A 19,426-nucleotide genomic window follows, 5' to 3' on the forward strand; every position below is an offset into this window, starting at 1 on the left:
GCCGTTATGCAGGACAGCCGGGGCAGCACGCAACTATCATCGGCGAGTCGATTATTTCCACCAATACCACGTTCACGAACGGAGCCTGCCATGCGCCTGATTCCACTGTGCGTTATCGGCGCCTCACTGGCGGGGTGCATATCGCCGTTGCCAGCGGTCGACCCGAACATGGCCTGGATCGACATGCATACCTTCACCGGCAGGCTGGTCATGAGCGATAAGCTCGATGGCGAAAACACGCCCGACGGACGCTATTTTCAAGTGACGCCGGGAAGTCATGTATTGCAGGTTCGCTACGATTACGAATACAGGTCGGGCGGCTTCGGCATCATGAGCGATGACCTAAAGGAGATCACCTGCTACATCAAACTCAGGTACGACCATTTCGCCGCCGGCGAGCGTTATCGATTCGAGGTGCGGTCAATCGCCAACAGCGTTGACGCCATCTTGTATGACTCCAGGCGCAAGCTGGTCGCGGAGGAAGACGAGGACGGTGTGAACTGCCTCTGATCAGCGATCGTTGCGCTGATAGATGATCTTTTTCGTACCGTTTTCACAGGTGCCGACCACCATGTTCGGATCCTGCACTTCATCATTGGTGACGATTTCCAGCGTATAGGCTGTGACGTTGTTTGCCTGGATCTTTGCCTCGATTTCGTCCTTGAGTTCTTCGCAGGACTTCGGAGCGGCCAATGCGCCGCTCGCCAACAGAGTACAGGTTACAGCGATAGCGAAACGTTTCATGCTCGACTCCTTCGATACGCCCAAAGTCTGATGCGTCATGCATTTATGACAGGTGTTCAAGGGTGAGACTGCGCGGTGGCGGATGTGGTTCGCAATCACCCGGAAAGCGACGCTCTCCGGGCATACAACATGGATCAGCTGACCAGGGTTGCGTCCAGTGTGATCTTGGCATTCAACACTTTGGATACCGGGCAGCCTTCTTTGGCCTGTCTGGTCAGGTCGTCGAACTGCTCCTGGGTTGCGCCAGGCACTTTGGCCTTGAGAATCAGGTGCACGGCCGAGATCGCAAAACCACCTTCGACCTGGTCGAGGGTTACTTCAGCCTGAGTGTCGATGCTGTCAGCGGTGAAACCTGCGTTACCGAGGATCATGGACAGCGCCATGGAGAAGCAGCCGGCGTGAGCTGCACCAATCAGCTCTTCCGGGTTGGTGCCTTTGCCGCCTTCGAAGCGCGCTTTGAAACCGTATGGCGCTTCGCGCAGGACACCGGTTTCGGTGGAGATGCTGCCGATACCGCTTTTCAGATCACCTTCCCAATGGGCGGATGCTTTCTTGACGATGCTCATGGTGCCTCCTGACTGATTTTTTGAATGTCTAGCGATGACTAGGGTTCTGAGGATAGACGTCTGTTGAAAGTTCAACAGCCGGAAAGACCTAGTTTTTTGGTAGGATTTTTCTGACAGCAACCATTGAAAAACGCCACTTGCGCCCCGACTGCTGTTTCATCCTGCGCTCGTACAGCGAGCCTGCTCACCCTTTTCAAGGAGCTTTAGCGGCCTATGAAACGTCTCAGCGATATAAAGATTTCCACGCTCGATCTGGTGCCCGTTCGCCATGACAAAGGGCCTGCCGAATCCCTTCACAACTCCCTTGATCTGGCCCGACATGTCGAGAAGCTGGGGTACAACCGCTTCTGGGTTGCCGAGCATCACAACATGGACGGAATCGCCAGCTCTGCGACGTCTGTGCTGCTGGCTTATCTGGCAGGCGGCACTTCAACGATCCGCGTCGGGGCCGGGGGTGTGATGCTGCCCAACCACGCGCCGCTGGTGATCGCCGAGCAATTCGGCACCCTTGCCAGTCTGTATCCCGGTCGTATCGATCTGGGCCTGGGCCGAGCGCCGGGCTCGGACCAGATGACCGCTCGCGCCTTGCGCCGCGAGCGCTCGGGCAGCGCTGACGATTTCCCGGACGACGTCGCCGAGCTGATGGCGTATCTGGGGCCGCGCACACCTGATCAAAAAGTGATCGCGGTTCCGGGCTCAGGCACCAACGTACCGATCTGGCTGCTGGGTTCGAGCCTCTTCAGCGCCCAACTGGCCGGCATGCGCGGCTTGCCTTACGCCTTCGCTTCGCACTTCGCGCCTCGTTACATGCACGAGGCGATCCGCACCTACCGTAACCATTTCCAGCCCTCCGAGGTTCTGGACAAGCCTTACGTAATGCTTGGCGTGCCCCTGGCTGCCGCCGACACGGACGAACATGCCGAGTACCTTGCGACATCGGTGTATCAGCGCATCCTGGCGCTGATGCGCGGGCACAGCCTGATGCAGCGGCCACCGGTGGAATCCATGGACGGTCTGTGGCTGCCTCACGAACGTGAAGCGGTAGCGAGTTTCCTGGGGCTGGCAATGGTCGGCGGACCGGAGAAAATCCGCTCGCGGCTGGATGTACTTCTGGAACAGACAGACGCCGACGAACTTATCTTCACCTGCGATATGTACGAGCATCAGGACCGCCTGCGCTCATACGAGATTCTGGCGCAAGTCGCGCAGGGCTGAACCCCTACAGGACAAAAAAAACCGACTCCCAGAGTCGGTTTTTTTATTTATTCCAGTGCGGTCAGCCGCGCTGATAAACGATTTCTTTCTCGCCAGCTTCACAGGTGCCGACCACTTGTTTGTCAGACACGCTGCCTTTATCGACCACTTCCAGGGTGTAAGACGTCACGCCCTTTGCCTGGAGTTTGGCGTCGATCTCAGACTTCAGCTCTTCACATGGCTTGCCAGCCGCCAGCGCGGTACCTGCAAGACTCATCAGACCCACCGCCAACATGAACTTCTTCATGAGCTCAACTCCTTGTTCGGCCAGATACTGACGCCTGCAACAAATCAGGCGTCGATGAACATCAGCCACGCCAACGATCAAGCGGCAGCGGGCTATCAGTGTGTAACGCAGGTTATGGCAATCAGCCAGTGGAAAGGTTCAGCCAATCAGCTGTTGGCGATGCGGAAACCCACCTTGAGGGTCACCTGATAATGCGCGACACGACCGTTTTCGATATGGCCGCGGGTTTCAGCGACTTCGAACCACTCCAGATGCTGGAGGCTCTTGCTGGCCTCGGCCAACGCGTTGTTGATTGCATCTTCGATTGTGGTGGTGGACGAGCCGACGAGTTCGATTTTCTTGTACGTATGGTGATCAGTCATGGCAGTTCTCCTGAAGGTTCATTGAGAGCGTAGCAATGACGACGCTCCTTGCATCTGTCAGGGAAAGACGCGCAAAAGTTCAGCAGTTTGTATTCCGGGATCGCACTTTCCAGAGCGCTCGTAGTCGGAAACAACACGTGCCACCCACCCCGCAGGAGAAACATCATGGCTAGTACTTCCCTCCGTAAAGCCTCGTTGCAAAGCATGGAAGCGGAGATCGAAAGTCTCCTCAAGTCGCTGGAAAGCCTGAAAGCCGATGCTTCAGACGAGTCGAGCAGGACGCTGAAAAGCCTCAAGGCCAACGCTGAGAATGCACTGAGCCACTCGCGCAGCCTGCTGACTGATGTCTACGCAGATGTGAAGGTCAAGACTCGCGAAAACGCTTTGGCTACCCGCGACTATGCTCAGGAACACCCTTGGACTACGGCAGGCGTTGCTGTAGGTGCAATTGGTCTGCTGGCGGCCTATCTGTTGTGCAAGCGCGGCCACTGATCATTCCGTGACCGGATTCCCCGAACGCTTGAGCTCGTTTTTCAACCACTGAGCCAGTTGTCGAGCGCGCCCGTCCACGGCCCGCCTGGGTATCCACAGTGCCAGTTGCGCCGGGGTTTCGCTGAAACCCCATGGCGCAGCCAGGCGACCGGCACGCAGGTCGTCCGCTACCAGCGGTTCCGGCGCGATGGCCACGCCGAGTCCGGCAACAGCCGCTTCCAGCAAATAATACAAATGCTCAAAACCCTGCCCGTAACGTAACGACTGCGGTTCGATCCCGTTCTGCTCTGCCCAGCTCGGCCATGCCTGTGGTCGCGAAGCGGTGTGCAGCAAGGATTCACCAAGCAGTGCCTGTGTCGGGGCGTTGCGCAACGCTTCAAAACTGGCCGAACGCGGGCTTATTACCGGGCCGATTCGTTCGCTGGCCAGCTCGAAGACCTGCATGTCCGCGGGCCACGGGGGTTCGGCGAACATCAGCAGCGCATCCAGCCCTGGCCTGCGCGGGTCCAGATCGCCTTCGCCTGCCGAAAGGTGCAATCGCAGGTCCGGCAGTTCTGCATTCAGCCGGCCCAGACGCGGTATGAACCAGCGCGCCAGCAGACTACCGGAACAGCCCAGCACGAATGGCGCATCAACGGCGTGCTGACTCAGTTCCGCGCATGTCTCGCGCAGACGGCCAAAAGCGTCGGCGGTCGCATCGCGCAGCCGCGCCCCGGCATCTGTGAGTTTAAGTCCTCGGCCGTCCTTGACGAACAGGCTGATGCCGAGCTCTTCTTCCAGAAGCTTGAGCTGTCGACTGACCGCGCCATGGGTCACGTTCAGATGTTCGGCTGCCTGACTGACGCTGCCGAGACGGGCCGTGATCTCGAAGGCGCGCAGCGCATTCAGCGAGGGGAGGTCGCGAGACATTGATATGTGAGTTTTCCTGACAGGTTATGGCGATCTTATCGGTTTTCTCCGGCTCCCGCGCTGGTTAGAGTGTGTTCATTGCCACTCTGGCTCAACCATCGCCTGTCATTGCAACTGGAGCCCACATGTCCCAGACCCGGAAAACGTTTAGCAGCGGCCCTGACGCCAACGGCCTGTTCGGCTCGTTCGGCGGGCGGTATGTCGCCGAAACCCTCATGCCGTTGGTGCTCGACCTCAATCGCGAATACGAAGCCGCGAAGGCCGACCCGGAGTTTGCGCGGCAGATGGCGTACTTCCAGAGCGACTACGTCGGTCGTCCAAATCCGTTGTACTTCGCCGAGCGCCTGACCGAATTCTGCGGCGGCGCAAAGATCTACTTCAAACGTGAAGAGCTGAACCACACCGGCGCGCACAAGATCAACAACTGCATCGGCCAGGTGCTGCTGGCCAAGCGCATGGGCAAAAAGCGCCTGATCGCGGAAACCGGCGCCGGCATGCACGGCGTGGCAACTGCGACAGTTGCTGCGCGTTTCGGTCTGCCTTGCGTGATCTACATGGGCGCCACCGATATCGAGCGTCAACAGGCCAACGTATTCCGTATGAAACTGCTCGGCGCGGAGATCGTTCCGGTCACTTCCGGCACCGGCACCCTGAAAGATGCGATGAACGAAGCGTTGCGCGACTGGGTGACCAATGTCGACGACACCTTCTACCTGATCGGCACCGTTGCGGGCCCGCACCCGTATCCAGCCATGGTGCGCGACTTCCAGTCGGTCATCGGCCGTGAAACCAAGGCGCAGATGCTGGAGAAGGAAGGTCGCCTGCCGGACAGCGTGGTCGCCTGCGTGGGCGGCGGCTCTAACGCGATGGGCCTGTTCCATCCGTTCCTGGATGACGACAGCGTACAGATCATCGGCGTCGAGGCGGGCGGGCATGGTGTCGACACCGACAAGCATGCGGCCAGCCTGAACGGCGGCGTTCCCGGCGTATTGCACGGTAACCGCACCTATCTGCTGCAGGATAACGACGGCCAGATCGCGGACGCGCATTCGATTTCCGCCGGTCTCGACTACCCGGGCATCGGTCCGGAACACGCTTATCTGCACGAAGTGAAACGCGCCGAGTACGTCAGCATCACCGACGATGAAGCGCTGAATGCGTTCCATCAGTGCTGCCTGCTCGAAGGCATCATCCCGGCTCTGGAAACTTCCCACGCACTGGCCGAAGCCATGAAGCGCGCACCCGGCCTGCCAGCCGATCACTTGATGGTGATCTGCCTTTCCGGGCGCGGTGACAAGGACATGCAAACCGTAATGAACCACATGGCCGCCAATACACAGGAGAAGCTGGTATGAGCCGTCTCGAACAGCGTTTCGCCCAGCTCAAAACCGAAGGCCGCGCGGCACTGGTGACCTTCATCACGGCTGGCGACCCGGGCTACGATATCTCGTTGAAGATCCTCAAGGGCCTGCCCGGCGCAGGCGCGGACGTGATCGAGCTGGGTATGCCGTTCACCGATCCGATGGCCGACGGCGTAGCGATCCAGCTGGCGACCCTGCGTGCTCTGGAAGCCGGGCAGACGCTCGCGAAAACGCTGCAGATGGTTCGTGAGTTCCGGGTGGAAGATCAAGCCACGCCCATCGTGCTGATGGGTTACTACAACCCGATCCACCGCTTCGGCGTCGATGCGTTCGTGGCACAGGCCAAGGACGCGGGCGTCGATGGCCTGATCATCGTCGATTTGCCGCCTGAGCATGATGCGGAGCTGGCTACACCGGCCCAGGCATCCGACATCGACTTCATTCGTCTGACGACGCCGACCACTGACGACGCACGTCTGCCGCGCGTTCTGGAGCGCAGTTCCGGGTTCGTCTACTACGTCTCGGTTGCCGGTGTGACCGGTGCCGGCTCGGCCACTACCGAGCACGTCACCGAAGCCATCGCCCGCTTGCGACGCCATACTCAGCTGCCGATCAGCGTCGGCTTCGGTATTCGCACCCCTGAACAGGCGGCTGCGATTGCGCGCCTGGCCGATGGCGTGGTTGTAGGTTCGGCGCTGGTAGACAAGATTGCTACCGCCAGCTCGCCCGACCAGGCTGTCGACGGTGTATTGAGCCTGTGCAGCGCGCTGGCCGAAGGCGTACGTAGCGCCCGTGTAAGTTAAGGGTAAAGTTCCTGATACAGAGGAATCTATCGGCTGTTCGCTGTCCTATGCTGCATAAGACAAAGGGGTTCATGACCAGGTCATGAACCCCTTTTTGCTGCACCGGTGGATATCGAGGAGTACCACATGAGATTGCCCCATCGCTTTATTGCCGGTCTGGGTGTGCTGATGATCAGCGTCAGCCCGCTGCTGCAAGCCGCGCCGCCAGACCAGCGTGGAGGGCCGAACGACAACCGTGGCGGCCAGCAACATGGTCCGCAGAACAGTGACAATGGCAAGGGTCAGGGAAAAGGCCACGGCAATCAAGCCAAGCCTGGAAACCAAGGCCACGCGAACAACCGTGGCGGCAATCGGCCTCCGGAAGACTTCGGCCCGGTACGCCAGACTTTCCAGGAGTACCGTGACGTGATCGGCCGCGGCCAGCCGCTGCCGCCAGGCATTTACGTTGCCAAGGGCAAACCGCTGCCGCCGGGCTATGGCAAACGTCTGGACAGCCGGGCCTTGCAACATCTGCCCCATTACGACGGTTACGAATGGCGTCGTCTGGGCACCGACGTCGTGTTGATTGCGGTCGGCACCGGCATCGTCTACGCGATTCTGGATGGTGTGTTGAACTAGGTTCAGGTCCTTTCGGCGGGGCGTGCTACGACGCTGCAGCGCAGATCACACCGCAATCGACGGCAGTGGTCTGCCCGCGGGCGATTCGTCGCTCAGCGCCTGTTCGCTCGCCAGCCAGTCCACGAATTGCTGAACAAGCTGCATCCGGCGTTTTCGCTGGGGCAGGACGACGTAATAGCCGTATGCGGAAATCGCTGTCCCGGCCACAGGTCGACAGAGCAATCCCTGCTCCAGCAGATCATCGACCAGATGGCGCCAGCCGATGGCGATTCCCTGTCCGCCAATCGCCGCCTGGATCAACAAGGTGTAATTGTCGAAACGCAGTTGCCCGGGCGCGGGGGACTGGGGGATTCCAAGCGCCTTGAATACACCCGCCCAGTCGAACCAGTTGTTGCTGCCTTCACTGCGCAGATGCAGCAGAGCGAATTGCCTCAACGCTTCGTTGGGCAGCGGCGTTTCGCGCCCCGCGACCAACTGAGGACTGCATACCGGGAACACCTCTTCGCTGAACAGCCAGCGGCTCTCGCCCTGCTTGAAGCGACCGTCACCGAACAGCACTGCCACGTCGATATCGGCGCGCAACATGCTGTGAGTTCGTTCGCTGGTCACCAGGCTGACATCCACATCCGGGTTGATCTTGTGGAAGCGATGCAGCCGTGGCATGAGCCAGTAGGAAGCAAAGGCAAAGTCGGTCGCGACTTGCAGCACTTCGTGCTGATGCCGGTCGGTAATCGCCACCAGTCCGCCATCGATAGATTGCAGGCCTGCCTGCACATGGGTGAACAACACCTCGCCAGCGTCGGTCAGTTCGATGCCTCGGTAAATGCGGTCGAACAACCGCGTCGCCAGTTGTTCTTCCAAACGCTTGATCTGTTGGCTGACCGCAGGCTGTGTCGTGCCCAGCTCGGTTGCCGCCGCCGTAAAGCTACGCAAGCGAGCCGCCGCTTCGAAGGCGCGGAGCAGATCAAGAGACATGTCACCAAGAACATCGAACATAAGCTGCACTTATCCTAGGCATTGTGGCGTATGGGCTTTACCGTCCGGCCAGACGGCTCCATTCTCTGGTCCAGCACTTTCGCATAACTATCGACTATGGGACGCCACGATTACATGAAGCGCAAAAATATTCTTTTCATCATGGCCGATCAAATGGCCGCGCCCATGTTGCCGTTCTATGCTTCTTCTCCCATCAAAATGCCCAACCTGAGTCGTCTCGCCGCTGAAGGCGTAGTGTTCGATTCGGCTTACTGCAACAGCCCGCTGTGTGCACCGTCGCGTTTCACGCTGGTCAGCGGTCAGCTTCCCAGCAGGATCGGGGCTTACGACAATGCGGCCGACTTTCCGGCGGACATTCCCACCTACGCTCATTACCTCCGCGCGCTGGGGTACAAGACCGCGCTGTCGGGCAAGATGCATTTTTGCGGGCCCGATCAGCTGCATGGTTATGAAGAGCGTCTGACCAGCGATATCTATCCGGCGGACTACGGCTGGGCGGTGAACTGGGACGAGCCGGACGTTCGCCCGTCTTGGTACCACAACATGTCTTCAGTGCTGCAAGCCGGACCTTGCGTGCGCACCAATCAGCTCGATTTTGACGAAGAGGTGGTGTTCAAGGCCCGCCAGTATCTGTACGACCATGTGCGCCAGGACGGCGACGCGCCGTTCTGCCTGACCGTGTCCATGACCCATCCGCACGACCCATACACCATTCCCAAACCTTATTGGGATCTATACAGCAATGACGACATCCCGATGCCGGCAGACCATGTTGAGCAGGGCGAACTGGACCCGCACTCGCAGCGTCTGCTGAAGGTCTACGATCTATGGGGCAAGCCGCTGCCCGAACACAAGATCCGCGATGCGCGGCGCGCTTACTTCGGTGCCTGCAGTTATATCGACGACAACGTTGGCAAATTGCTGCAAACGCTGGAAGAGGTCGGGCTGGCGGACGACACCATCATCGTGTTCTCTGGCGACCACGGCGACATGCTGGGCGAAAAGGGCCTCTGGTACAAAATGCACTGGTTCGAAATGGCCGCACGCGTCCCTTTGCTGGTGTACGCTCCAGGGCAATTCAAGGCAGGCCGCGTCAGCGCATCGGTATCGACCGCCGATCTGCTACCGACGTTCGTGGACATGGCCGGAGGGCAGCTGGACAGCGCCATGCCACTGGACGGACGCTCGCTGATGCCGCACCTCGAAGCACAGGGCGGACATGACGAAGTGTTCGGTGAATACATGGCCGAAGGCACCAGCAGCCCGCTGATGATGATCCGTCGCGACCGCTATAAATTCATCTATTCGGAGCAGGACCCGTGCCTGCTGTTCGACGTACGAAATGACCCGCGTGAGCAGGAAGATCTGAGTCAGTCACCCGTTCACCAGCAGGTGTTCAGTGATTTTCTGCACGAAGCCCGGGCCAGATGGAACATACCGGCGATACACCACCAGGTGCTCGCCAGCCAGCGTCGGCGGCGTTTTGTCGCCCGTGCGCTGGCGACCGGCAAGCTGAAGAGTTGGGATCACCAGCCGCTGGTAGACGCCAGTCAGCAGTACATGCGCAACCACATTGATCTGGACGATCTGGAGCGCAAGGCACGTTATCCGCAACCTGAAACCCTGCCCAAATGAGAAAACCAAAGGGGTACGTCAATGAAGAAAATATCCACAGCACTTGCGGTAAGTGTCATGACGCTCGGCAGCCTGGCAGCACAGGCGGCTGATACCAATTGCAGCACGGTGAAGATGGCCGATCCGGGCTGGAGCGACATCGCAGCCACCAATGCCATAACCGGTCTGCTGCTGGACGGAATGGGTTACAAGGCCCGCGTCGACACGCTCGCAGTGCCGATTGCCTATGGCGGTCTGAAGGACGGCCAGCTGGATGTTTTTCTGGGCAACTGGATGCCGGCGCAACAGGGTTTCTATGACAAGTTCATCGCCACCGGTGACGTGACCCAGCATGCCAAAAACCTGGAAGGCACCGAGTTTACGCTCGCCGTGCCCGATTACGTCTGGGAAGCGGGTGTGCATAACTTCAGCGACCTCAAGAAATTCGCCGACAAGTTCAGCAAGAAAATCTACGGCATCGGTTCCGGCGCGCCAGCCAACCAGTCGTTGCAGGAGATTATCAAGAACAACGAGTTTGATTTGGGGCAGTGGAAGCTGGTGGAGTCCAGCGAGCAGGCCATGCTTGCCGAGGTGAACCGCAACGTGAAGCGCAAGGCGTTCGTGGCGTTCCTCGGCTGGACACCGCACCCGATGAACGTGCAGATAAAAGGGATGCGTTACCTCAAGGGCGGCGAGAAATATTTTGGCGACACCGGCTCGGTCTATACCCTGACCCGCAAGGGCTACGCCCAGGCCTGCCCCAATGTCGGCAAGCTGCTGACCAACCTGACGTTCACTCAGGACATGGAAAACAGCATCATGGCCGACGTGGTCAGCAAGAAGATCAGCAATACCGAAGCAGCCAAGGCCTGGATCAAAGCCAACCCCGCCGTGCTGGATAAATGGCTCGATGGCGTGAAGACGATCGATGACAAGGATGCGCTGGCGGCGGTCAAAGCGAAGCTTTAGAGTCCGTCCGCCTCGTCACGGCACCATGGCCTCATCGCCAGCAAGCTGGCTCCCACAAGATCGCCTGTGGAGCCCGCTTGCTGGCGATAGCCGACTGGCCCCAGCACGAATTGCGTTGCTGTAACCTTGGCGCCCCCCACCAACCTTGAGGAACCGATGCGCTGGCTCAACCGCCATAAATTCCTGCCTTTTCTTGCCTGGCTCCCACGGCAGAAACGCGCCAGCGTAGGGCGTGACGCGATGGTGGGGCTCAGCGGCGCGATTCTGGCCCTGCCGCAGTCCATTGCTTACGCACTGATCGCCGGATTGCCGCCTGAATACGGTTTATACGCCGCGATTGTCCCGGTCCTGATCGCCTGTCTGTGGGGCTCGTCGTGGCATCTGATCTGCGGGCCGACTGCCGCTATTTCAGTGGTCCTGTATGCCAGCGTAAGTCCGCTGGCCGTTCCCGGGAGTCAGGATTACATCACCCTGATTCTGCTGCTGACGTTCATCGCCGGCGCATTTCAACTCCTGCTGGGAATGATGCGCTTTGGCGCGCTGGTGAATTTCGTTTCGCACTCCGTGGTGCTGGGCTTCACCCTCGGCGCAGCCATCGTCATTGCCCTGGGGCAGATGCCCAACCTGCTCGGCATCGACTTGCCCAGCCAGGCGACGGCGCTCGGTAGCCTGACAGCGTTGCTCGCCCATGGCGGCGAGCTAGATATGCACTCACTGTTGCTGGGCCTGCTGACGCTGGCGCTCGGCATCGGCCTCAAATATCTCGTACCGCGCTGGCCAACATTGCTGATCACTCTAACAGCGAGCAGCTTGCTCGTCTGGCTGTGGCCCGCGATGTTCGGCCATGTAAAGGTCGTGTCTCGATTCGTCGGTCAGCTGCCGCCATTCAGCCCGCTGCCGCTGGATCTCGACCTGATCCTGCGGCTGCTGCCGACCGCCGTTGCGGTCGGCATGCTGGGCTTGGTCAACAGCCTGTCGATTGCGCGCTCACTTTCCGCCCGCTCTCAGCAATTGATCAACGCCAATCAGGAAGTCCGCGCACAAGGCCTGTCGAACATGGTTGGTTCCCTGTTTTCAGGGTATCTGTCCGCAGGCTCCTTCACCCGCGCGGCGTTGAGCTTTGAGGCGGGTGCACGTTCACCGCTGGCGGGCGTGTTCTCCGCGCTGTGGGTGGCGTTGTTCGCGGTGGCCGGTGCGTCCCTGATTTCGCATATTCCGATCCCGAGCATGGCGGCTTCGATCCTGTTGATCTGCTGGGGGCTGGTGGACCGGCGCGGCATCCGTTCGCTGTACCGAGTCAGTCGCGCGGAGTTTTTCGTCATGGCACTGACCTGTCTGGCGACGCTCCTGCTGGAGCTACAAACCGCTATCTATGCGGGCGTGCTGGCTTCGCTGTTCTTTTATCTCAAGCGAACTTCGCAACCGCGTGTTCAGCAGTGGCGTGACGGCGAAGAAGAAATCCTGCGGGTCGGCGGGTCGATTTTTTTCGGCGCGAGCCATTACCTGCAAACCCGCCTGCAACGTACCGAGGGCAAACGCGTGGTGATCGAGGCGCAGCAAATCAACTTCATCGATTATTCAGGCGTGGAAATGCTGCACCAGGAGGCCCGTCGCCTGCGCCAGCAGGACCGGACACTAGTATTGCGCCACGCCAGGCCGCAAGTGATCGAGGAACTGTGCAAACTCGAAGGCGCCGAGAACTGCCCGGTTTCGTTTGAAGAATGAGGCGGTAAGCTGATCCGCGTTTTTCTGTGGGGGCTTCGGTATCGGCCGCACTTCCAGTGGGAGGCAGCTTGCTGGCGACTGGGCGCTTACATTCACAGCAGATCAGTTGCCAGTAATGGCGCTGTCGCGAGCAAGCTCCCTCCCACGGTGCATCTCAGACTGGTAGCAGGCAATGCCAGCGCTTGGCCTTGATGTCTGTGGGAGCCAGCTTGCTGGCGAGAGGTCTGTACATGCGCACCAGATCTATTGCCTGTAACGCGCATCCGCCAGCAAGCTGGCCTCCACAGGTACTATGCGCTCGGTCACCCCAGCGCCAGCTGGCGTCTCATCTCGGCCAGCACCGGCGCGGAGTTCGGACGCACGCCGCGCCATAGCAGGAACGCCTCGGCTGCCTGTTCCACCAGCATGCCCAGCCCATCCACCGACTGCGCGGCACCCTGTTCTGTGGACCATAGGCAGAATGCGGTTGGCTTTTTGCCGTACATCATGTCGTAACAGAAGGTCGAACCCGGCTGGATCAGGCTTGGCGCAATCGGCGGCAATTCGCCGGTCAGGCTGGCGGAGGTGGCATTGATGATCAGGTCCACCGACTCTTCGAGCCAGTCGAAGCCGCTGGGGAACACCGGTCCCAGATCGCCGAACTCCTTTGCCAGCGCCTCGGCCTTTTCCACCGTGCGGTTAGCGATCACCAATACCTCAGGCTTTTCCGTCAGCAGTGGCTCGATCGCACCGCGAACAGCACCGCCGGCACCCAGCAACAGCACTCGCCGGCCGCGCAGACTGAAACCGCAATTGACCGTCAGATCACGCACCAGCCCGGCACCGTCGGTGTTGTCGCCCAGAAGCGTGCCATCAGCCTGCTTGCTCAACGTATTGACCGCGCCAGCGCGACGCGCACGCTCGGTCAGCACGTCGGCCAGGCGAAAGGCATCTTCCTTGAACGGCACGGTGACATTGGCGCCGCGCCCGGTCTCGAAAAACGCACGCGCAAACGCGGCAAAGTCCTGCAGCGGCGCCAATGCGGTCCGGTAATCCAGCGCCTCTCCGGTCTGCTCGGCAAACAGGCTGTGGATCAGCGGCGACTTGCTGTGGCCGATGGGGTTACCGAAAACAACGTAGTGATCCATGGGTGTTCCTGTGCTTGTTGCTCAACCGGCCGAACATGCAGGGTCAGTTCTGCGCCAGCCAATCCCGGTCCGTGAGGAAATACTCGGTAAGACGCGCTTCTTCGCTACCTGGCGCCGCCTTCCAGTCGTAGCCCCAGCGAACCTGTGGCGGCAAGGACATGAGAATCGACTCGGTGCGTCCGCCTGATTGCAGACCGAACAACGTGCCGCGGTCGTACACCAGATTGAACTCCACGTAGCGACCGCGACGGAATTCCTGAAATTCTCGCTGTTGCACGGTATAGGCAGTGGCCTTGCGCCTACGCACGATGGGCAGATACGCATTGATGAACGCGTCGCCGATGGCACGGAGGAAGGCGAAGCTGGTGTCGAAATCCCACTGGTTCACGTCGTCGAAGAACAGACCGCCGATCCCACGTGGTTCGTTGCGATGCTTGATGTGGAAATAGCTGTCGCACCAGGCTTTATAGCGTGGATACACATCATCGCCAAACGGCGCACAGGCGCGTTCGGCAACCCGGTGCCAATGCACGCAGTCTTCTTCGACGCCGTAGTACGGCGTCAGGTCGAAACCGCCGCCAAACCACCAGACCGGTTCTTCGCCTTCTTTTTCGGCGATGAAAAAACGCACGTTGGCGTGAGACGTCGGCACATGCGGGTTGTGCGGGTGAATGACCAGCGACACACCCAGCGCCTCGAAGCCGCGCCCAGCCAGTTCCGGGCGATGCGCGCTGGCCGATGGCGGCAGGTTGCTGCCGAACACATGAGAGAAATTGACCCCGCCTTTCTCGATGACGGTGCCGTTCTCGATGACCCGCGTGCGCCCGCCGCCGCCTGCCGGGCGGGTCCAGGCATCTTCAACGAAGTGCGCGCTGCCGTCTTCCTGTTCCAGAGCAGTGCAGATCCGGTCTTGCAGGTCGAGCAGGTAGGCTTTCACGGCCTCGGTACGGGTATTCATGGCGATCCCTTACAGCTGACTTCAAACGTCTCGGCGCCCGGAATGAAAGGGGCCCAGGCAAATTGGCGCGTAGCATACCACCGGCCGACGGGGGTTCGCAGTTGACGAAGATCAGGCGAAAGCGTCCGATAGGGCAATCGTTCAAACCAACAGGGAGAGAGCAAATGGCAAAACGTATTCAGTTCAGTGCGGTCGGCGGTCCCGAGGTACTTGATTATGTGGACTTCGATCCCGCCGCGCCGGGCCCTCAGGAAGTGCTGGTACGCAACAAGGCCATCGGGCTCAATTTTATCGACACCTATTACCGCAGCGGCTTGTATCCAGCGCCAGCGCTACCTTCAGGCCTGGGCACCGAAGGCGCGGGCGTGGTCGAGGCGGTGGGCAGTGACGTGACGCGCTTCAAGGCTGGCGACCGGGTCGCGTACGGCACGGGGCCGCTGGGCAGCTACGGCGATCTGCATACGTTGCCCGAAGCACATCTGGTCAAACTGCCGGAATCGATCAGCTACGAGCAGGCCGCCGCCATCATGCTCAAAGGCCTGACCGTGCAGTACCTGCTGCGCCAGACTTATCAGGTCAAACCGGGCGAGACCATTCTGTTTCACGCTGCAGCCGGCGGTGTCGGTTCCCTGGCCTGCCAGTGGGCCAAAGCGCTGGGTGCAAAGTTGATCGGTACGGTCAGCTCGCCCGAGAAGGCCGCTCATGCCAAAGCACTCGGCGCCTGGGAAACGATCGATTACAGCCATGAAAACGTTGCCAGCCGGGTACTGGAGTTGACCGACGGCAAGAAATGTACGGTGGTCTATGACGGCGTGGGCCAGGACACCTGGCTGACCTCGCTGGACTGCGTCGCAACACGCGGGTTGTTGGTCAGCTTCGGCAACGCCTCGGGGCCTGTGTCTGGCGTCAATCTGGGCATCCTGGCCCAGAAGGGCTCGTTGTACGTGACCCGTCCGACGCTGGGCAGCTACGCCAACAGTGCGCAGAACCTGCAGGCGATGGCCGACGAGCTGTTCGACATGCTGGCCAGCGGCAAACTGAAGGTCAATGACATCCAGCAGTACGCACTCAAGGACGCAGCGCTGGCGCAAACTGAATTGTCGGCGCGGCGTACCACAGGCTCGACCATCCTGATTCCAGGCTGACGCGCCATCACCAACTAGCCGGGCCGGACCACCTGCCCGGTTGCGATGTCCCGAATCACGCTCGGATTACGGCGACCGCCCAGGCTGCCGCCGAGCACCAGATCGACCTGACCCCGGAAATACTGTTCCACTCGCAGCCTGCTACGCGCGGCCGGGCGGCCGGCGGGGTTGGCCGACGTCGAGATCAACGGCCCTACCAGCGCGCAGAGCTCGCGCACGGTCGGATGATCAGTGACGCGCAGCGCCACGGTTTCGTGAACGCCGGTAATCCAGTCAGGCAGCAGATTCTGATGAGGTACCAGCCAGGTGTTGGGCCCAGGCCATGTACTTGCCATGCGGTCGAGCCATAACTCCGGGAAATCCTCGAACAGGAAATCGAACTGACGAATATTGTCGGCGATCAGGATCAGCCCTTTATCCACAGGTCGTGACTTGATGGCGAGCAGGCGGTAAACCGCTTCTTCGTCCCAAGGATCACACCCCAGCCCCCAGACCGCCTCGGTTGGGTAGGCAATCACCGCTCCGGCTCGAACTTCGCGAGCGGCTTGTTGCACACGCCAACTGCTGACCATTGCTCTTCTCCGCTAAATCGTGCCGGGCAGTTTAACCTTACCGGGCGCGTGCGAACCATCGTCCCGCTTCATTGCTGATGCGGCCATCCAGTTCAAGCTCGGTCAGCGCCGCCAGCACTCGCGGAAGCGGCCAGCCGCTGGAGAGCGCCAGCGCTTCGCTTGAATGAGGCGCGGCGTGCAGCAATGCCAGTAACGGGTGATCCGGGGCGACGACCGGATCGGGCGCGGCGGGCGCTACGTTCTTCCAGTGTTGCAAGGCTTCCAGAATGTGGTCGACGGTTTCGACCAGTATTGCGCCATCGCGAATCAATTGATGGCAGCCACGTGCGCCAGGGTGATGAATCGAGCCCGGAATGGCATAAACCTCGCGCCCGTGCTCTGCAGCCAGTCGCGCAGTGATCAGCGAGCCGCTGGCTACGCTGGCCTCGACCACCAGTACACCCAGCGACAAGCCACTGATGATGCGATTGCGCCGGGGGAAGTTGCTGGCCTGAGGTCCGGCATCCAGCGGGAACTCGGAAATCACCGCGCTTCCTTGCTCGACCATCTGCGCGGCCAGCTGTCGGTGCCGCTGTGGATAAAGTTTTTCGAGCCCGGTTCCCAACACACCGATTGTCGACCCGCCGACGGCCAGAGCACCCTGGTGCGCAGCTCCGTCGATACCGAGCGCCAGCCCGCTGGTAATCACAAAACCGGCGCCTGCCAGACTCCGTGCAAAGGCCGCCGCTGTATCCATGCCAGGCCTGGATGCGCGCCGACTGCCGACCATCGCCAACTGTGGCCGCTCAAGAATTGCAGGGTTGCCCGCGACAAAAATCAGCGGCGGTGGATCCGCGATCTGGGCGAGCAGCGCCGGATAGCCAGGGTCGTCCCACATCAGCAAATGCTGGCCAGGACGCTCCAGCCAGGCCAATGCGGCACTCGCACCGTCACGTACCGATGCGTCACGGCGAGCCTCGGCACTGACCGTCGGCAGGCCCAGTGCACGCCATGCCGCAGCGGGTGCCGTAAGTGCGGCAGAGGCGGAACCGAAGGCAGCAATCAGTTTTGAAAACCGCTGAGGGCCAATTTCCGGAAGACGATGAACGCGCAAACGCGCTTCCAGTTCCGCAGGCGAACCTGCGGCTTTTTCGAACAGTGGCATGAGATCGTCCTTGATCCTGTGACCTCCCAAACAGAGATCAAACCTGTGGATAACTCTGTTAACAACAATTTGACAACATGTGCGTCGGTGGAAAAAACCGTCTCAAAACTGAAACATAGCGTTAAGGATTTCGTACCTTGTCCATGATCGCCATCGACCGACTCGCTTGCAGCACCAGACCGTAACTGAGTTTGTCGTAAGTGCGGAAAATCATCAGCAATCCGGCACGCTCGTCGGGGATTTTCACCGAATCACCGGTGACGCGGTCACGTACCGTTTCTCCGGTCTTATAAATCGCCAGCACGTTGCCTTCGGTCAGGCCGTCTCGCTTTCCCTTGTTAATTGTGACCACATCGTATTCACCTACCTGCGTCACGCCGCGCGGCACATCAATGATCAGGCCTTCCACGGCACTTTGTGGGGCGGCGGGCATGAAGGTCGAATTGATCGCGCGTTCTTCGCTGCTGAACAGGCGGTCCCCGAGACGCACTTCTTGAGTGGAACGCTGCAGTACAAGGGTAGAGACATCGCCTTCGGTCGCTACGATTTCGCCGCTGCCAATGTCATCCGCGTTGACGCCCAGTACTTCTTCGGTTTCGGGGTCGGTGTAGGTCTTGCCCTGGCGGAAAATGCCGTAAACCGTATGCTCCGGGTCGAGTGTCCCACGAACGTAGATGCGGTCACCGCTGCCGCTCAACACTCGTTCCGCGTTACCGGCCACGATGTAGGGCGCGGTCTGGAACTGTTCAGCGTCGTCGATGATGCGGTTGCTGATCAGAAACGCATTGATCGCGCCCAGCGGGATGCTGGGAATCGCTTCGACCGTGGGGGTACTGCGCACACGCGGTGACAATTTGATTGTCCCGCGCGACGCACCGCGACTGAGCGTGACGTGTGGCTGGCCGTCGATATACACCAGGGATAGCGAGTCGCCAGGGTAAATCAGGTCCGGATCACTCACCTGCGGGTTGGCTCGCCAGAGTTCGCGCCACTTCCAGGGTTCGCTCAGAAATTTTCCGGAAATATCCCAGAGCGTGTCACCGGCGACGACGGTATAGCTCTGCGGATGGCCTTCCCTGAGCTGCACTTGCGCCTGAACAAGACCGGTGGCGGTCAACAGCAGCAGGGCGAGTAGTGATTTCCTCATGCGGTGAATCCCTTTATCATATGGCTTGCGTCAACCTAGAGTCCGAACAGGCTCGTTGTCAGGCCTGCCTCGCTTCGATGTCCGAACCCGGCAGCCGATTTTGACTTTACCTTACAGTGCAGCTCTTACGTATATGGCCATTCTAAACATTCTCGAATTCCCCGATTCGCGCCTGCGCACCATCGCCAAGCCCGTGTCGATAGTAGACGACGGCATCCGCCAGTTGGTCGACGACATGTTTGAAACCATGTACGAAGCGCCAGGCATCGGTCTGGCCGCGACCCAGGTGAACGTTCACAAACGCGTGGTCGTCATGGACCTGAGCGAAGATCGCAGCGAGCCGCGTGTGTTCATCAACCCCGAGATCGAGATGCTGACCGACGAAATGGATCAGTATCAGGAAGGTTGTCTGTCGGTCCCGGGTTTTTATGAAAACGTCGACCGTCCGCAGAAAGTCCGCGTCAAGGCGCTGGACCGCGACGGCCAGCCGTACGAGCTGATCGCCGAAGGCCTGCTTGCCGTGTGCATCCAGCACGAATGCGATCACCTGAACGGAAAACTGTTCGTCGACTACCTGTCCAATCTCAAGCGTGACCGGATCAAGAAGAAGCTTGAAAAACAGCACAAGCTGAACGCCTGACCCGCCACTCCAAAAAAAGGCCTGATTCAGGCC

22 protein-coding genes are annotated in these 19,426 nt (G+C 60.0%); 11 read left to right on the top strand and 11 right to left on the bottom strand.

Features of this window, described 5'->3' with window-relative positions:
• Positions 1 to 90 precede the first annotated feature (90 nt).
• A complete protein-coding gene (locus J3P77_RS22060) occupies positions 91 to 510 on the top strand; it encodes a hypothetical protein (protein ID WP_434678754.1) in 420 nt (139 codons plus the stop codon).
• Here the strand turns inward: J3P77_RS22060 and J3P77_RS22065 are convergent, their stop codons facing one another.
• Together J3P77_RS22065 and J3P77_RS22070 are read right to left on the bottom strand one after the other, a co-directional pair.
• Complete coding sequence (locus J3P77_RS22065) at positions 511 to 744, bottom strand: DUF1161 domain-containing protein (RefSeq protein ID WP_434678755.1); 234 nt, start codon at positions 742 to 744, stop codon at positions 511 to 513.
• Between the two features lie 134 nt (positions 745 to 878).
• A complete protein-coding gene (locus tag J3P77_RS22070) occupies positions 879 to 1,310 on the bottom strand; it encodes an OsmC family protein (RefSeq protein WP_434678756.1) in 432 nt (143 codons plus the stop codon).
• A gap of 213 nt (positions 1,311 to 1,523) precedes the next feature.
• Here J3P77_RS22070 and J3P77_RS22075 point away from each other — a divergent pair, with 213 nt between their 5' ends.
• Complete coding sequence (locus J3P77_RS22075; protein WP_434678757.1) at positions 1,524 to 2,525, top strand: LLM class flavin-dependent oxidoreductase; 1,002 nt, start codon at positions 1,524 to 1,526, stop codon at positions 2,523 to 2,525.
• A gap of 61 nt (positions 2,526 to 2,586) precedes the next feature.
• Here the strand turns inward: J3P77_RS22075 and J3P77_RS22080 are convergent, their stop codons facing one another.
• Entirely contained in the window at positions 2,587 to 2,811 is a 225-nt protein-coding gene (locus J3P77_RS22080; protein ID WP_434678758.1) for a DUF1161 domain-containing protein, read from the bottom strand.
• 146 nt (positions 2,812 to 2,957) lie between these two features.
• Positions 2,958 to 3,173 (bottom strand): dodecin, encoded by a 216-nt coding sequence (locus tag J3P77_RS22085; RefSeq protein WP_434678759.1) that lies wholly within the window; start codon positions 3,171 to 3,173, stop codon positions 2,958 to 2,960.
• A 165-nt stretch (positions 3,174 to 3,338) separates the two neighbouring features.
• Between J3P77_RS22085 and J3P77_RS22090 the strand changes: the two genes are divergently transcribed.
• Positions 3,339 to 3,665, top strand: a complete 327-nt coding sequence (locus J3P77_RS22090; protein ID WP_434678761.1) for a DUF883 family protein — start codon at positions 3,339 to 3,341, stop codon at positions 3,663 to 3,665.
• Here J3P77_RS22090 and J3P77_RS22095 read toward each other — a convergent pair whose 3' ends face one another.
• Complete coding sequence (locus J3P77_RS22095; protein WP_434678762.1) at positions 3,666 to 4,574, bottom strand: LysR family transcriptional regulator; 909 nt, start codon at positions 4,572 to 4,574, stop codon at positions 3,666 to 3,668.
• A 125-nt stretch (positions 4,575 to 4,699) separates the two neighbouring features.
• Between J3P77_RS22095 and trpB the strand changes: the two genes are divergently transcribed.
• The 3 genes from trpB to J3P77_RS22110 all read left to right on the top strand — a co-directional run bounded on the left by trpB (position 4,700) and on the right by J3P77_RS22110 (position 7,356).
• A complete protein-coding gene (gene trpB, locus J3P77_RS22100; RefSeq protein WP_434678763.1) occupies positions 4,700 to 5,929 on the top strand; it encodes a tryptophan synthase subunit beta in 1,230 nt (409 codons plus the stop codon).
• On the top strand, positions 5,926 to 6,738 hold the full coding sequence (trpA, locus tag J3P77_RS22105; RefSeq protein ID WP_434678764.1) for a tryptophan synthase subunit alpha: 813 nt from the start codon (positions 5,926 to 5,928) through the stop codon (positions 6,736 to 6,738). The genes trpB and trpA overlap by 4 nt, the downstream gene beginning before the upstream one ends.
• 126 nt (positions 6,739 to 6,864) lie before the next feature.
• Positions 6,865 to 7,356, top strand: a complete 492-nt coding sequence (locus J3P77_RS22110; protein ID WP_434678765.1) for an anti-virulence regulator CigR family protein — start codon at positions 6,865 to 6,867, stop codon at positions 7,354 to 7,356.
• A gap of 45 nt (positions 7,357 to 7,401) precedes the next feature.
• On the opposite strand, the gene J3P77_RS22115 is transcribed toward J3P77_RS22110, so the two are convergent.
• A complete protein-coding gene (locus tag J3P77_RS22115; protein WP_434678766.1) occupies positions 7,402 to 8,352 on the bottom strand; it encodes a choline sulfate utilization transcriptional regulator in 951 nt (316 codons plus the stop codon).
• Between the two features lie 114 nt (positions 8,353 to 8,466).
• Between J3P77_RS22115 and betC the strand changes: the two genes are divergently transcribed.
• From betC to J3P77_RS22130, 3 genes are all read left to right on the top strand, one after another.
• Positions 8,467 to 9,987, top strand: a complete 1,521-nt coding sequence (gene betC, locus J3P77_RS22120) for a choline-sulfatase (protein WP_434678767.1) — start codon at positions 8,467 to 8,469, stop codon at positions 9,985 to 9,987.
• 21 nt (positions 9,988 to 10,008) lie between these two features.
• A complete protein-coding gene (choX, locus tag J3P77_RS22125; RefSeq protein ID WP_434678768.1) occupies positions 10,009 to 10,935 on the top strand; it encodes a choline ABC transporter substrate-binding protein in 927 nt (308 codons plus the stop codon).
• 156 nt (positions 10,936 to 11,091) lie between these two features.
• Positions 11,092 to 12,660, top strand: a complete 1,569-nt coding sequence (locus J3P77_RS22130; RefSeq protein WP_434678769.1) for a SulP family inorganic anion transporter — start codon at positions 11,092 to 11,094, stop codon at positions 12,658 to 12,660.
• A 302-nt stretch (positions 12,661 to 12,962) separates the two neighbouring features.
• Here J3P77_RS22130 and aroE read toward each other — a convergent pair whose 3' ends face one another.
• Positions 12,963 to 13,787, bottom strand: coding sequence for a shikimate dehydrogenase (gene aroE / locus J3P77_RS22135; RefSeq protein WP_434678771.1), 825 nt, complete (start codon positions 13,785 to 13,787; stop codon positions 12,963 to 12,965).
• A 43-nt stretch (positions 13,788 to 13,830) separates the two neighbouring features.
• Positions 13,831 to 14,745, bottom strand: coding sequence for an oxygen-dependent coproporphyrinogen oxidase (gene hemF / locus J3P77_RS22140; protein WP_434678772.1), 915 nt, complete (start codon positions 14,743 to 14,745; stop codon positions 13,831 to 13,833).
• Positions 14,746 to 14,909: 164 nt separating this feature from the next.
• On the opposite strand from hemF, the gene J3P77_RS22145 reads away from it, so the two are divergent.
• Positions 14,910 to 15,890 (top strand): NADPH:quinone reductase, encoded by a 981-nt coding sequence (locus J3P77_RS22145; RefSeq protein WP_434678773.1) that lies wholly within the window; start codon positions 14,910 to 14,912, stop codon positions 15,888 to 15,890.
• A gap of 14 nt (positions 15,891 to 15,904) precedes the next feature.
• Here the strand turns inward: J3P77_RS22145 and J3P77_RS22150 are convergent, their stop codons facing one another.
• The 3 genes from J3P77_RS22150 to J3P77_RS22160 all read right to left on the bottom strand — a co-directional run bounded on the left by J3P77_RS22150 (position 15,905) and on the right by J3P77_RS22160 (position 18,753).
• Positions 15,905 to 16,462, bottom strand: a complete 558-nt coding sequence (locus tag J3P77_RS22150; protein WP_434678775.1) for an L-threonylcarbamoyladenylate synthase — start codon at positions 16,460 to 16,462, stop codon at positions 15,905 to 15,907.
• A gap of 37 nt (positions 16,463 to 16,499) precedes the next feature.
• Positions 16,500 to 17,606, bottom strand: coding sequence for a DNA-processing protein DprA (gene dprA, locus J3P77_RS22155; RefSeq protein WP_434678776.1), 1,107 nt, complete (start codon positions 17,604 to 17,606; stop codon positions 16,500 to 16,502).
• Positions 17,607 to 17,727: 121 nt separating this feature from the next.
• Positions 17,728 to 18,753, bottom strand: coding sequence for a LysM peptidoglycan-binding domain-containing protein (locus tag J3P77_RS22160; protein ID WP_434678778.1), 1,026 nt, complete (start codon positions 18,751 to 18,753; stop codon positions 17,728 to 17,730).
• Positions 18,754 to 18,886: 133 nt separating this feature from the next.
• Here J3P77_RS22160 and def point away from each other — a divergent pair, with 133 nt between their 5' ends.
• Entirely contained in the window at positions 18,887 to 19,393 is a 507-nt protein-coding gene (gene def, locus J3P77_RS22165) for a peptide deformylase (protein WP_434678779.1), read from the top strand.
• The last annotated feature ends 33 nt before the right edge of the window (positions 19,394 to 19,426 follow it).

Origin of the sequence: Pseudomonas sp. R1-18 (assembly GCF_051132095.1) — a bacterium.
GTDB lineage: Bacteria > Pseudomonadota > Gammaproteobacteria > Pseudomonadales > Pseudomonadaceae > Aquipseudomonas.

Excerpts from the sequence above, each read along its gene's own strand:
- def (WP_434678779.1), top strand. The coding sequence starts at position 18,887 with ATGGCCATTCTAAACATTCTCGAATTCCCCGATTCGCGCCTGCGCACC.
- betC (WP_434678767.1), top strand. The coding sequence starts at position 8,467 with ATGAAGCGCAAAAATATTCTTTTCATCATGGCCGATCAAATGGCCGCG.
- J3P77_RS22065 (WP_434678755.1), bottom strand. The coding sequence starts at position 744 with ATGAAACGTTTCGCTATCGCTGTAACCTGTACTCTGTTGGCGAGCGGC.
- dprA (WP_434678776.1), bottom strand. The coding sequence starts at position 17,606 with ATGCCACTGTTCGAAAAAGCCGCAGGTTCGCCTGCGGAACTGGAAGCG.
- J3P77_RS22075 (WP_434678757.1), top strand. The coding sequence starts at position 1,524 with ATGAAACGTCTCAGCGATATAAAGATTTCCACGCTCGATCTGGTGCCC.
- J3P77_RS22160 (WP_434678778.1), bottom strand. The coding sequence starts at position 18,753 with ATGAGGAAATCACTACTCGCCCTGCTGCTGTTGACCGCCACCGGTCTT.
- J3P77_RS22090 (WP_434678761.1), top strand. The coding sequence starts at position 3,339 with ATGGCTAGTACTTCCCTCCGTAAAGCCTCGTTGCAAAGCATGGAAGCG.
- J3P77_RS22095 (WP_434678762.1), bottom strand. The coding sequence starts at position 4,574 with ATGTCTCGCGACCTCCCCTCGCTGAATGCGCTGCGCGCCTTCGAGATC.
- trpA (WP_434678764.1), top strand. The coding sequence starts at position 5,926 with ATGAGCCGTCTCGAACAGCGTTTCGCCCAGCTCAAAACCGAAGGCCGC.
- J3P77_RS22070 (WP_434678756.1), bottom strand. The coding sequence starts at position 1,310 with ATGAGCATCGTCAAGAAAGCATCCGCCCATTGGGAAGGTGATCTGAAA.
- hemF (WP_434678772.1), bottom strand. The coding sequence starts at position 14,745 with ATGAATACCCGTACCGAGGCCGTGAAAGCCTACCTGCTCGACCTGCAA.
- aroE (WP_434678771.1), bottom strand. The coding sequence starts at position 13,787 with ATGGATCACTACGTTGTTTTCGGTAACCCCATCGGCCACAGCAAGTCG.
- choX (WP_434678768.1), top strand. The coding sequence starts at position 10,009 with ATGAAGAAAATATCCACAGCACTTGCGGTAAGTGTCATGACGCTCGGC.
- J3P77_RS22085 (WP_434678759.1), bottom strand. The coding sequence starts at position 3,173 with ATGACTGATCACCATACGTACAAGAAAATCGAACTCGTCGGCTCGTCC.
- J3P77_RS22145 (WP_434678773.1), top strand. The coding sequence starts at position 14,910 with ATGGCAAAACGTATTCAGTTCAGTGCGGTCGGCGGTCCCGAGGTACTT.
- J3P77_RS22110 (WP_434678765.1), top strand. The coding sequence starts at position 6,865 with ATGAGATTGCCCCATCGCTTTATTGCCGGTCTGGGTGTGCTGATGATC.
- J3P77_RS22080 (WP_434678758.1), bottom strand. The coding sequence starts at position 2,811 with ATGAAGAAGTTCATGTTGGCGGTGGGTCTGATGAGTCTTGCAGGTACC.
- trpB (WP_434678763.1), top strand. The coding sequence starts at position 4,700 with ATGTCCCAGACCCGGAAAACGTTTAGCAGCGGCCCTGACGCCAACGGC.
- J3P77_RS22060 (WP_434678754.1), top strand. The coding sequence starts at position 91 with ATGCGCCTGATTCCACTGTGCGTTATCGGCGCCTCACTGGCGGGGTGC.
- J3P77_RS22115 (WP_434678766.1), bottom strand. The coding sequence starts at position 8,352 with ATGTTCGATGTTCTTGGTGACATGTCTCTTGATCTGCTCCGCGCCTTC.
- J3P77_RS22150 (WP_434678775.1), bottom strand. The coding sequence starts at position 16,462 with ATGGTCAGCAGTTGGCGTGTGCAACAAGCCGCTCGCGAAGTTCGAGCC.
- J3P77_RS22130 (WP_434678769.1), top strand. The coding sequence starts at position 11,092 with ATGCGCTGGCTCAACCGCCATAAATTCCTGCCTTTTCTTGCCTGGCTC.